This window comes from Streptomyces sp. SAI-127 (assembly GCF_029894425.1).
In the GTDB taxonomy this organism is placed as follows: domain Bacteria; phylum Actinomycetota; class Actinomycetes; order Streptomycetales; family Streptomycetaceae; genus Streptomyces.
In genome coordinates this window covers 4,800,229-4,812,682 of sequence record NZ_JARXYJ010000001.1, presented here as the reverse complement: position 1 = coordinate 4,812,682, position 12,454 = coordinate 4,800,229, and the positions used below count along the sequence as shown (strand labels likewise).

8 protein-coding genes are annotated in these 12,454 nt (G+C 69.9%); all 8 read left to right on the top strand.

Annotated features, from left to right (window positions below; genetic code table 11):
• The first annotated feature begins 76 nt into the window (after positions 1-76).
• The 8 genes from bldG to topA all read left to right on the top strand — a co-directional run bounded on the left by bldG (position 77) and on the right by topA (position 12,448).
• Entirely contained in the window at positions 77-418 is a 342-nt protein-coding gene (gene bldG / locus M2157_RS21945; RefSeq protein ID WP_024885807.1) for an anti-sigma factor antagonist BldG, read from the top strand.
• 119 nt (positions 419-537) lie between these two features.
• Positions 538-975: an ATP-binding protein gene (locus tag M2157_RS21940; RefSeq protein WP_062049147.1), complete on the top strand. Its 438-nt coding sequence runs from the start codon at positions 538-540 to the stop codon at positions 973-975.
• Positions 976-1,262: 287 nt separating this feature from the next.
• Entirely contained in the window at positions 1,263-3,671 is a 2,409-nt protein-coding gene (locus tag M2157_RS21935) for a sodium-translocating pyrophosphatase (RefSeq protein ID WP_280863370.1), read from the top strand.
• 214 nt (positions 3,672-3,885) lie between these two features.
• Positions 3,886-4,485 (top strand): small secreted protein, encoded by a 600-nt coding sequence (locus M2157_RS21930; protein ID WP_280863369.1) that lies wholly within the window; start codon positions 3,886-3,888, stop codon positions 4,483-4,485.
• A 183-nt stretch (positions 4,486-4,668) separates the two neighbouring features.
• Positions 4,669-6,195, top strand: a complete 1,527-nt coding sequence (locus tag M2157_RS21925) for a class I SAM-dependent methyltransferase (RefSeq protein ID WP_280866019.1) — start codon at positions 4,669-4,671, stop codon at positions 6,193-6,195.
• A 193-nt stretch (positions 6,196-6,388) separates the two neighbouring features.
• The gene (locus M2157_RS21920; RefSeq protein WP_280866018.1) at positions 6,389-8,893 is read left to right on the top strand and encodes a serine/threonine-protein kinase; all 2,505 of its coding nucleotides are present in this window, start codon (positions 6,389-6,391) and stop codon (positions 8,891-8,893) included.
• A gap of 279 nt (positions 8,894-9,172) precedes the next feature.
• The gene (locus M2157_RS21915; protein WP_280866017.1) at positions 9,173-9,370 is read left to right on the top strand and encodes a hypothetical protein; all 198 of its coding nucleotides are present in this window, start codon (positions 9,173-9,175) and stop codon (positions 9,368-9,370) included.
• 258 nt (positions 9,371-9,628) lie between these two features.
• Complete coding sequence (gene topA / locus M2157_RS21910; protein WP_280866016.1) at positions 9,629-12,448, top strand: type I DNA topoisomerase; 2,820 nt, start codon at positions 9,629-9,631, stop codon at positions 12,446-12,448.
• Positions 12,449-12,454: the final 6 nt, after the last annotated feature.

Below are 12,454 nucleotides of genomic sequence, written 5' to 3'. Positions count from 1 at the left end.
CTGGCGAACCGTCCGGGGGCTTCAAGCCGAGGTGTCCCGAGGGGCGACCGCTCGATAGCAAGGTGCTGGAGGATCCGTGGACCTGTCTCTGTCGACCGAAACCATCGGCGATCGCACGATCGTCAGGGTCGGTGGCGAAATCGACGTATATACCGCGCCCAAGCTGCGCGAGCAGCTGGTCGAGCTGGTGAATGACGGCAGTTTCCACCTTGTCGTCGACATGGAGGGCGTGGACTTCCTCGACTCCACCGGGCTCGGCGTACTGGTCGGCGGACTGAAGCGCGTGCGTGCCCATGAGGGCTCGCTGCGCCTGGTCTGCAACCAGGAGCGCATTCTCAAGATCTTTCGTATCACCGGCCTCACCAAGGTGTTCCCGATCCACACCTCGGTCGAGGAAGCGGTGGCGGCGACCGACTGACCCGTTCCCGGGCCCGTGCCCGGGTCGGCATCAGGACGCCGGCAGAAGCAAAAAGAAGGGGTCCGGGCTTTCGGCGGCCCGGTCCCCCGACAGCACGCCCGTAGTTCCGAGGGGGACGCATGGCCACCGTTGAACTCCGTTTCAGCGCGCTGCCCGAGCACGTCAGGACCGCCCGACTGGTGGCGGCAGCGGTGGCGCGCAGGTCCGGAGTGGACGAGGCCGTCCTCGACGAGGTCAGACTCGCTGTCGGCGAGGCCTGCTCTCGTGCTGTCGGACTGCACCAGAGCGGCGGCATCAGCGCGCCGGTCCAGGTGCTGCTGATCGATGAGGAGAAGCAGTTCTCCATCGAGGTCGGCGACGAGGCGCCGCGTTCGGCCCCGGGCGACCGGGCTCCGGGCGCCCTGGGTGAGGACCCCGACATGGAGACCGAGGAGGACGAGATGGGCCTCGCGGTCATCAGCGGTCTCGTCGACGATGTCGAGGTCACCGCGGGAGAGCACGGCGGACAGATCCGTATGACCTGGCCGACCACGCCGCCGGCCGCAGTGCTCCCCTGATTTTCACCCGTTCGAATCAGTTTTCTGTTCGACATGCGGAAGGGCCCCACCACACTGGTGGGGCCCTTCCGCATGTCGGCATGAGCTTTCTGTGCCTACAGTGGTCTGGTGCGATGCATATCGTGAATTTGTTCACGATCTAGATATCGGTCTTGAATGCCCCCGGGGCATTACTGCTTTCAGGTTCTGTAAAGGTGAATTCCGTTTACCGCGCACTGTTTTGATCAGGACGTGGTACCTACAATCCGTCCACATCTTGAGCTCAGCCCAAGCGTCAAGGAGGACGAATGGCGGGGCTTTCTACCCCTGATCAGTTGGACCAGCCCACAACAACCCTCGCGGCCGCGGTGCTCACCGACGACAACCGGGTGCTGATCGCGGTCATCGCGGTCGTCGCCCTGGCGGCGCTCGTGGTGGCGGGGGTCCTGGTACGCCAGGTGCTCGCGGCCGGCGAGGGCACCGACAGCATGAAGAAGATCGCGAAGGCCATCCAGGAAGGCGCGAACGCCTATCTGGCACGCCAGTTGCGCACGCTCGGCGTATTCGCCGTCGTCGTGTTCTTCCTGCTCATGCTGCTGCCCGCGGACGACTGGAATCAGCGCGCAGGCCGATCCGTGTTCTTCTTGATCGGCGCCGCGTTCTCGGCGGCCACCGGCTATATCGGCATGTGGCTCGCCGTGCGCAGCAATGTGCGTGTGGCCGCGGCGGCGCGAGAAGCCACTCCGGCGGAAGGTGAGCCGGAAAAGGATCTCACCGCCGTCTCCCACAAAGCCATGAAGATCGCTTTCCGTACGGGTGGCGTGGTCGGCATGTTCACGGTGGGGCTCGGTCTGCTGGGCGCCTCCTGTGTGGTGCTGGTCTACGCGGCCGACGCGCCGAAGGTCCTGGAGGGTTTCGGTCTCGGCGCGGCGCTCATCGCGATGTTCATGAGGGTCGGCGGCGGCATCTTCACCAAGGCCGCCGACGTCGGCGCCGACCTGGTCGGCAAGGTCGAGCAGGGCATCCCGGAGGACGACCCGCGCAACGCCGCGACCATCGCCGACAACGTGGGCGACAACGTCGGCGACTGCGCGGGCATGGCGGCCGACCTCTTCGAGTCGTACGCCGTGACCCTGGTCGCCGCGCTGATCCTCGGCAAGGCGGCCTTCGGCGACGCCGGACTCGCCTTCCCGTTGCTCGTCCCGGCGATCGGCGTGATCACCGCGATGATCGGCATCTTCGCGGTCGCGCCGCGCCGCTCCGACCGCAGCGGCATGTCCGCGATCAACCGCGGGTTCTTCATCTCCGCGGTGATCTCGCTCGTGCTGGTGGCGATCGCCGTCTTCGTCTACCTCCCGGGGACGTACGCCGACCTCGACGGCGTCACCGACACGGCGATCAGCGGAAGGGACGGCGATCCGCGGATCCTCGCGCTCGTCGCCGTGGCGATCGGCATCCTGCTCGCCGCCGTCATCCAGCAGCTGACCGGCTACTTCACCGAGACCAACCGCCGCCCGGTCCAGGACATCGGCAAGAGCTCGCTCACAGGGCCCGCCACCGTCGTCCTCGCCGGTATCTCGATCGGTCTCGAGTCGGCCGTCTACACCGCCCTGCTGATCGGCCTCGGCGTGTACGGGGCGTTCCTGCTCGGCGGTACCTCGATCATGCTGGCGCTGTTCGCGGTCGCGCTGGCCGGCACCGGCCTGCTCACCACGGTCGGTGTGATCGTCGCCATGGACACCTTCGGGCCGGTCTCCGACAACGCGCAGGGCATCGCCGAGATGTCCGGCGACGTCGAAGGCGCGGGCGCACAGGTGCTCACCAACCTGGACGCCGTCGGCAACACCACCAAGGCCATCACCAAGGGCATCGCCATCGCCACCGCGGTCCTCGCGGCATCGGCGCTCTTCGGGTCGTACCGCGACGCGATCACGACCGGCGCGCAGGACGTCGGCGAGAAGCTCAGCGGGGACGGCGCGCCGATGAGCCTGATGATGGACATCTCGCAGCCCAACAACCTCGTCGGCCTGATCGCCGGCGCGGCGGTCGTCTTCCTCTTCTCGGGGCTGGCGATCAACGCGGTGTCGAGGTCGGCGGGTTCCGTTGTGTACGAGGTGCGGCGGCAGTTCCGCGACCATCCCGGGATCATGGACTACAGCGAGGAGCCGGAATACGGCAAGGTCGTCGACATCTGCACCAAGGACGCCCTGCGCGAACTCACCACGCCCGGTCTGCTCGCCGTGCTGGCGCCGATCTTCATCGGGTTCACCCTCGGTGTCGGCGCGCTCGGCGCGTTCCTCGCCGGCGCGATCGGCGCGGGCACCCTGATGGCTGTCTTCCTGGCCAACTCCGGCGGTGCCTGGGACAACGCCAAGAAGCTCGTCGAGGACGGTCACCACGGCGGCAAGGGCAGCGAGGCCCATGCCGCGACGGTGATCGGCGACACCGTCGGCGACCCCTTCAAGGACACCGCAGGGCCCGCGATCAACCCGCTGCTGAAGGTGATGAACCTGGTGGCACTGCTGATCGCCCCGGCGGTGATCAAGTTCAGCTACGGCGAGGACAAGAGCATCGGCGTACGGATCTTCATCGCCGTCGTCGCCTTCCTCGTGATCGCCGGTGCGGTCTACGTCTCCAAGCGGCGCGGCATCGCCGTGGGTGACGAAGACAACGAGAAGAAGGTGGCCAAGTCGGTGGATCCCGCGGTGGTTTCGTAGGTCCTGGCACGAGGCCCAGCTCAAGGGGCGGGCGGGCGGCGCGCGTTCATGCGCCGCACGCCCGCCCTGTGCGTGCGCGCTCCTCGGCCGTGAGGCTTCTCTCTCCTGGGGCGAACGTGGATGAAAGTTATCAATATCTGACATTAAGTGCGTGGGTGTGGTGCGTGTGCTGTGTAAGGTCCGGGGGCTGAGAGCCACGGAAGGGACCGATCCGGTGAACACGAAGCTCGCGGCCGCACTGTCCGGCGGTGCGGTACTGGTACTGGCACTGACGGGATGCGGTGGCAGCGAGGACAACAAGGAACTCGACGCCTGGGCCAAGAAGGTCTGTGACCTGGTGCCGGCCCAGAACAAGAAGATCACGGCGGCCTACGACGCGATCACCAAGGCGGCCGAGGACACCGAGAGCACCCCGGCGGAGCTCCAGAAGGCCGACTCCCAGGCCTTCCAGGACCTTGCCGACGGCTACAAGGCGCGCGCCACGGTCATCAGCACCGCCGGGGCGCCTCCCGGTGCCGAGGACGGTGAGAAGAAGCTCCAGGCCGCCGTCAAGCAGCTCACGGCTCTCTCGGCCGCCTATGCCGACATGAAGACGCAGGTGGACGGGCTCAACACCAAGGACCAGGCGAAGTTCGCGACCGGCCTCAAGGAGGTCTCGGCCGAGATGAACAAGGTGGAGACGCAGCGCCAGACCGCGCTCGCCGCGCTGAAGGACCTGGAGTCGGGCGACACCAAGCAGGCACTGTCCGAGCAGTCCGGCTGCAAGCAGGCCTCGACGTCTCCGGGGGCGTCCGCGTCGGCGACGGACAGCTGAGCGCGCTCGGGGCTGCCGACCACTGAGCGGCCGCGCCGTGGTGCGCCCGCGTACGAGGCGCCGCACGAGGGCGGGCGTCGGCTTCGCCACTGACCCACGGCTCGGCGTCCGCGGTGGCTGAGCGGCGCCGCGAGTGGCTCGGTGAGGCGTGCGGCGCGGCGGGCGCGGGCCACAATGGAGGGCGTGAGTACCTCCAGCCTGCCCCCGCTGCCCGCCGCCCCCGCCCCCGGCCGTCCCGACGTCACCGCCCGGCTGCGGGACGCCCTGATCGGGGCCTCCTTCACCGCCGACGGCCTGCTAGAGCTGCTCGGCGCGCCCGCGTACGCGGCACTTGCGCGCAGCGAGACCGTGCCCGCGCTCCGGGCGACCCGCGGGGACACCCCGCTGGCGGTGCTCGTACGCCTGTTCCTCCTCCAGGAGCCGGTGCCCCACGCGCGCGTGGCGGACGTCGTGCCGGTCGACGCGTGTCTGGAGAGCGGCTGGCTGGTCCGTGTCGGCAGCTCTGAGGTGGCCGCGACGGTGGACGTACGGCCGTACGGCGGACCCGGCGGCGAGGACTGGTTCATCGTGTCGGACCTCGGCTGTGCCGTCGGCGGCGCCGGCGGCATCGGCAGCCGTGACGAGGGTGTCGTCCTCGGGGTCGGCGGTGCCTCCACGACCCTGGCCGGCCTCACCGTCCGTACCCCCGTCGCCTCCGCCCTCGACCTCGGTACCGGCTCCGGGATCCAGGCCCTGCACGCCGTACAGCACGCCACGCGCGTGACGGCGACCGATCTCAACCCCCGCGCACTGCACATCACCGCGCTCACGCTGGCGCTGTCCGGAGCCCCGGCGGCCGATCTGCGGAAGGGTTCCCTGTTCGAGCCGCTCAAACAGGGGGAGACGTACGACCTGATCGTGTCGAACCCGCCCTTCGTGATCTCTCCGGGCGCGCGGCTGACGTATCGCGACGGCGGGATGGGCGGGGACGATCTGTGCCGCTCGGTCGTTCAGGGGGCGGGGGCGTTGCTGAACGAGGGCGGGTTCGCGCAGTTCCTCGCCAACTGGCAGCACGTCGAGGGGGAGGACTGGCAGGACAGGCTCAGGTCGTGGCTGCCGCGCGGGTGCGACGCGTGGGTCGTGCAGCGCGAGGTGCAGGACGTCACGCAGTACGCCGAGCTGTGGCTCAGGGACGCCGGTGACCACCGGGCCGACCCGGCCGAGTACCAGGCGCTCTACGACGCCTGGCTGGACGAGTTCGAGGCACGCAAGGTGCGGGCCGTCGGCTTCGGCTGGATCACCCTGCGCAGGACGGGATCCGCCGAGCCCTCGGTCACCGTGGAGGAGTGGCCGCACCCGGTCGAGCAGCCCCTCGGCGACACCGTCAGGGAGCACTTCGAACGCCTCGACTACCTGCGCGCCCACGACGACGCGGCCCTGCTGGAGGCGCACTTCAGGCTCGCGCCCGAGATCATCCAGGAGCAGGTCGGGCTGCCCGGCGCGGAGGACCCGGAGCACGTGGTGCTGCGCCAGCACCGCGGGATGCGCCGGGCCACCAAGGTGGACACCGTCGGCGCGGGCTTCGCCGGGGTGTGCGACGGCTCGCTGAGCGCGGGCCGCATTCTCGACGCGATCGCCCAGCTCATGAGCGAGGACCCGGTCATGCTGCGCGACCGTACGCCCGCGCAGATCCGGCTGCTGGTGGAGCAGGGGTTCCTGGAGCCCGCGTGACCTGACACCGGCCGGCCACTGCTGAGGCGGGGTCGGCCTCCTGAGGCCCCTGTGTCCGCTCTGGCGGGATTGCTCCGGAAAAGGGCTCCTGTCAGTGGCAGGTGCGAAGCTACCTTCGAGAGACAGAGCTGACGCGTTCTCGGGGGAGGCGCGCTGTCTCGGACCCGGTGCTCGGGTCTCGGGGGGAGGCGTGATGGCGGGGGAGACGCCGGATCAGGGTGAAGGCAGGACCATCAACGGCCGGTACCGGCTGCTGCGGACGCTCGGCGCGGGCGGCATGGGCCGTGTCTGGCTGGCGTACGACGACGAGCTGGCCTGCGAGGTCGCGATGAAGGAGATCGCGCTTCCGGACGCGCCGATGGACGCGGGCGAGACGGCACAGCGCATTGCCCGGGCCCGCAGCGAGGCCCGGCACGCGGCCCGGCTGCGCGGCCATCCCCATGTGGCGACGGTGCACGATGTGGTGGTCCACGAGGGGCTGCCGTGGATCGTCATGGAGTACGTGCCGGACGCGGTCGACCTCCAGGCGGTCGTACGGCGTTCGGGGCCGCTGTCGCCCGAGCAGGCGGCCCGCATCGGCCTCGCCGTCCTCGACGCCCTCACCGCGGGACACCGCGTCGGCATCCTCCACAGGGATGTGAAACCGGCCAACATCCTTCTGGCGCCGGACGCTTCGGGCGACCCCCACGCGCGCGTGCTGCTCACCGACTACGGCATCGCCCTCCAGCCCGAGTCCCGCGAGCCCCGTCTCACCGCGACCGCGGGCATCCTCGGCACCCCGGGCTATCTCGCGCCGGAGCGCGCCCGGGGCGAACCGCCCACCCCGGCCGCCGACCTGTTCTCCCTGGGCGCCACGCTGTACGCCACTGTCGAGGGCCGCGGCCCCTTCGACCGCCACGGCGAGTTCGCCACGCTGACGGCCCTGCTGGGCGAGGATCCCACCCCGCCCGCCCGGGCCGGTGAACTCACGCCGGTGCTGCTGGGGTTGCTGGTCAAGGACCCCGTGCGCAGGTTCTCGCCGGAGACGGTGAAGCGGGGGCTGGAGCGGGTCTTGCAGGGGGGCTGGGGCGCCGGGGGTGCGGCGGGGCCGGGGTACGGCTTCTCGGCGGGAGGGTTCGGGCCGCCTGGCGGTGGCTGGGGGCCGGCGCCGGGTACTCCGCAGACACCGGGGACTCCACAGACGCCGCACACTCCGGTGGGCGCGGCCGATGGCGGTGGCCCGGCCGACGCGACCCCTGCTGGAGCAGGTGCGGCCGACACGCCCCCCGGCCCCGGGGAACCGGCCACACCGGCGGTGACACCCGGCTCGGCGCCGCCGTACAGCGCATGGCCGCCCGCGGCAGGGCAAGCGCCGGAACCGGGCAACCCCTATGCGCAGGGGGCGGGTTCGCCGTATGCAGGCGGCGAGGGCTCGGCCGGGCAACATGTGCGGGGTGAGGCTTCGGCGGATCCGTACGCGCGTGGCGAAGCCAATGCGGGGCCGTATGCGAGCGAGGGCTCCTCGCCACCGTACGGCGGCGGTGGCCCAAGCTCCCCGTACGGCGGCCGTGGCCCAAGCTCCCCGTACGGCAACGGTCGTCCGGGCTCCCCCTACGGCGGTGGAGGTTCGGCACCGTATTCGGGCGGTGGCTCCGCGCAGCCGTACGGGAGCGGGACGCCCGCCGGATACGGCGGCCCGGGTGCGCACGGCAGCCCCACCGTCGCCGGCGCACCCACCGCCTTCGGCGGACCCGTCGGTCCTGGCGGACCCGGAGGCCAGGCGCCGTTCTCGCCGGCCCCACCCCCGCCGCCGCGTCCCGGCGCCAGGAAACGCCTCGCTCTCGTCGCTCTCGTCGTCGGTGTTCTCCTCGTCGTCGCGGGCGGTGCGTGGGGAGTCATGTCGCTGACCGGGGACGACGGCAAGAAGGACACGGCGACCAAGTCCTCGCCGAGCACGAGCGCCCGTTCGTCACAGGGAGCGTCGCCCACCGGGCCCGTGCTGCCGTACGGCGAGGTGGTCGGGTTCGACGAGCCCCTGGAGACCGGGGACTGCGTGCAGGCGGTCTGGTCGGGGACGCCGTTCAAGTCGGCGCCGAACCTGGGGGTCGTGGACTGCGCGGACGACTGGCCGGACGGCCAGGTGGTGGCCGTCGACACGGCCGCCGACTTCGCCGACGCCAGGGCCCAGGGCGCGAAACGCTGCGCGAACCTGAGCAGGGCCGTCGTGGACGCGCTGCCGGACGCGGCCGGGTACGCCGTTCTGCCGACCGAGGAGGGCTTCGGTGCGGCGGGCAGCGGTACGGCATGTCTCGTACTCGGCCGCCATGCCGCGATAGGCGGTGAGGTGGGCCGCTTCCGGGACCTGGGCACCGACTTGTGGGTGGGACAGATGAGCGTCGGCGACTGCTGGGTCTACCAGCAGCTCGACGACGGCTACAAGGCTCCGCTCACCGACTGCTCGAAAGCCCACACCGACCAGGTGATCGGCACTGTTCAGGCCCCGGCCGGAATGGGTTACAAGAAGGGCACCGACAACGCGACCAAGTTGTGCGGCAACAAATTCGAGTCGAGCTGGGCGCCTGACCAGGAGCGTCTCGTGTACGGCTGGGTGGCCGACGAGGACGACTGGAAGAAGGGATTCAACAAGATCGTGTGCACGGTCAGCCTGACCGACAACAAGAAGTCGAGCGGGAAGATACCCCCGCCCGGCGCGGTCTGAATCCGGTCGGTTTCCGCGCGGAATCCGGTCGTGCCCCCTCGGGGAAGCGCGGGATTCGGGTGAGAAGCGAGCGTGAACCGGCCGGACGAGAACCGGACGGGTTCCGTGGCCGACCGGGACGGCCGGAGTGGCGATCGGGCGGTCGGCCGGGGGCCGGTCGGGGGAGTCCGCGGTCGTGTCGGTGCGGCGTTCACCCGGGGTTCGTCTGTCCGCCGCCCGCGCGTGCCAGTCTCCATCGAAGGTGCACGCGCGGGCAGGAGAAAAGGGGCACGGGGAGCCATGGAGAGCGGACCGGCGATCTTCGCGGGAATGATGTTCGCCCTGTTCGGAGGAGGGCTGCTGGTGTGGACCGCGGCCCGGGTGTGCCATCGCGAACCCGTCGCCCACGGTGTGAGTCCCGTCGCATCCGCGACCGTCGCGACCCTCGCCGCGCTCATCACGCTGGCCCTCGCCGCATGGTGCTTCACCCGTCTCTAGGACGGCTCCCGGGACGTCTGTGCGAGCGGGTCGACCGGTAATGGGGAGATCACCCTCCGGATGAGCTCGAAAAGGCCGGTGGGCACTCGAGGCGGCAGGAATGGCGGTAGTCGGGTTACCGTTCGAGTGGCCGTTGCGGGCTTTTCCCGTTTGACACGGGGGCGGGATGTACCGTCACACTCCGCAGCGTCAGCATGACCCGACCCCGGGAACCAAGGCCTGGGGAGACCCCAGTGTCGACCGGAGAGAAGAGCGAAGTTGTCCCCGACCAGCGAGACCGCAAAGGGCGGCCGCCGACTCGTCATCGTCGAGTCGCCTGCCAAGGCGAAGACGATCAAGGGCTATCTCGGCCCCGGATACGTCGTCGAGGCGAGCGTCGGGCACATCCGCGACCTCCCCAACGGCGCCGCGGAAGTGCCGGAGAAGTACACCGGAGAGGTCCGCCGCCTCGGCGTGGACGTCGAGCACGACTTCGCGCCGATCTATGTCGTCAACGCCGACAAGCGGGCCCAGGTCAAGAAGCTCAAGGATCTACTGAAGGACTCCGACGAGCTCTTCCTCGCCACCGATGAGGACCGCGAGGGCGAGGCGATCGCCTGGCACCTCCAGGAGGTGCTCAAGCCCAAGGTCCCGGTCAAGCGGATGGTCTTCCACGAGATCACCAAGGCCGCGATCCAGGCTGCCGTCGCCAACCCGCGCGAGCTGAACCAGAAGCTGGTCGACGCACAGGAGACCCGCCGCATCCTCGACCGCCTCTACGGCTACGAGGTCTCGCCGGTCCTGTGGAAGAAGGTCATGCCGCGCCTGTCGGCCGGCCGTGTCCAGTCGGTCGCGACCCGGCTCGTGGTGGAGCGGGAACGCGAGCGCATCGCGTTTCGTTCTGCCGAGTACTGGGACCTGACGGGCACCTTCGCGACCGGCCGCGCGGGGGACTCCTCGGACCCGTCGTCGCTGGTCGCCCGCCTCCAAACCGTCGACGGCAGGCGGGTCGCGCAGGGCCGCGACTTCGACTCCGTGGGACAACTGAAGAGCGCGAACACCCTTCACCTCGACGAGGCGAACGCCCGCGCCCTGGCCGCGGCCCTGGACCAGACGCGGTTCGCGGTCCGCTCGGTCGAGTCCAAGCCGTACCGCCGCTCGCCGTACGCCCCGTTCCGTACGACGACCCTCCAGCAGGAGGCCTCGCGCAAGCTCGGCTTCGGCGCGAAGGCGACCATGCAGGTGGCCCAGAAGCTGTACGAGAACGGCTTCATCACTTATATGCGTACGGACTCCACAACCCTGAGCGACACCGCCATCACCGCGGCCCGCGCCCAGGTCACGCAGTTGTACGGCGCCGACTACCTGCCGTCGTCCCCGCGCACCTACGCCGGGAAGGTCAAGAACGCGCAGGAGGCGCACGAGGCGATCCGCCCCTCGGGTGATCGTTTCCGTACGCCCGCCGAGACCGGTCTGACCGGCGACCAGTTCAAGCTCTACGAGTTGATCTGGAAGCGCACGGTCGCCTCGCAGATGAAGGACGCGACCGGCAACAGCGTGACCGTGAAGATCGGTGGCACCGCCGCCGACGGGCGGGACGTCGAGTTCAGCGCCTCCGGCAAGACGATCACCTTCCACGGCTTCCTCAAGGCCTACGTCGAAGGCGCCGACGACCCGAACGCCGAGCTGGACGACCGCGAGCGCAGGCTGCCCCAGGTCGCCGAGGGCGACGCCCTGAGCGCCGAGGAGATCACGGTCGACGGGCACGCCACCAAGCCCCCGGCCCGCTACACCGAGGCCAGCCTGGTCAAGGAGCTCGAGGAGCGCGAGATCGGCCGCCCGTCGACATACGCGTCGATCATCGGCACGATCCTCGACCGCGGCTATGTCTTCAAGAAGGGCACGGCACTGGTGCCGTCCTTCCTGTCCTTCGCCGTGGTCAATCTCCTGGAGAAGCACTTCGGCAGGCTCGTCGACTACGACTTCACCGCCCGGATGGAGGACGACCTCGACCGCATCGCGGCCGGTCAGGCGCAGTCCGTGCCATGGCTGAGGCGCTTCTACTTCGGCGAGGGCGCAGCCGCGGGCGGCGCGGCCGACGCCGGCAACGGCGACGGGGACCACCTCGGCGGTCTCAAGGAGCTGGTGACCGACCTGGGCGCGATCGACGCGCGCGAGGTGTCGTCCTTCCCGGTGGGCAACGACATCGTGCTCAGGGTCGGCCGCTACGGCCCGTACATCGAGCGCGGCGAGAAGGACTCCGAGAACCACCAGCGGGCGGACGTGCCCGAGGACCTGGCGCCCGACGAGCTGTCCGTGGAGCTCGCGGAGGAGCTGCTCGCCAAGCCGAGCGGTGACTTCGAGCTCGGTGCCGACCCGGTGACGGGTCATCAGATCATCGCCCGCGACGGCCGCTACGGCCCGTACGTCACCGAGGTGCTCCCCGAGGGCACCCCGAAGACCGGCAAGAACGCCGTGAAGCCGCGTACGGCCTCGCTGTTCAAGTCGATGTCCCTGGACACGGTGACGCTCGAGGACGCGCTCAAGCTGATGTCGCTGCCGCGGGTCGTGGGCGCCGACGCGGAGGGCCAGGAGATCACCGCGCAGAACGGCCGCTATGGGCCGTATCTGAAGAAGGGCACGGACTCGCGCTCGCTGCAGACCGAGGACCAGCTCTTCACGATCACCCTCGAAGAGGCGCTGGCGATCTACGCCCAGCCCAAGCAGCGCGGCCGGGCCGCCGCCAAGCCGCCGCTGAAGGAGCTGGGCACCGACCCGGTCAGCGAGAAGCCGGTCGTGGTCAAGGACGGCCGCTTCGGACCGTACGTGACCGACGGGGAGACCAACGCGACCCTGCGCTCCGGCGACAGCGTCGAGGAGATCACCCCGGAGCGCGGTTTCGAACTGCTCGCCGAGAAGCGGGCCAAGACGCCCGCCAAGAAGACGGCCAAGAAGGCGCCCGCCAAGAAGGCCCCGGCCAAGAAGGCGACGCCCGCCAAGACCGCGGCGAAGAAGACGACCACGGCCGCGAAGAAGACGACAGCGAAGAAGACCACCGCCAAGAAGGCGACAGCTTCCAAAACGGCGTCCGAGGACTGAGTCCGG

What these genes read in the sequence shown, in the direction of transcription:
- M2157_RS21940 (WP_062049147.1), top strand. Translation starts at nt 538, where the DNA reads ATGGCCACCGTTGAACTCCGTTTCAGCGCGCTGCCCGAGCACGTCAGG.
- M2157_RS21935 (WP_280863370.1), top strand. Translation starts at nt 1,263, where the DNA reads ATGGCGGGGCTTTCTACCCCTGATCAGTTGGACCAGCCCACAACAACC.
- M2157_RS21920 (WP_280866018.1), top strand. Translation starts at nt 6,389, where the DNA reads ATGGCGGGGGAGACGCCGGATCAGGGTGAAGGCAGGACCATCAACGGC.
- M2157_RS21915 (WP_280866017.1), top strand. Translation starts at nt 9,173, where the DNA reads ATGGAGAGCGGACCGGCGATCTTCGCGGGAATGATGTTCGCCCTGTTC.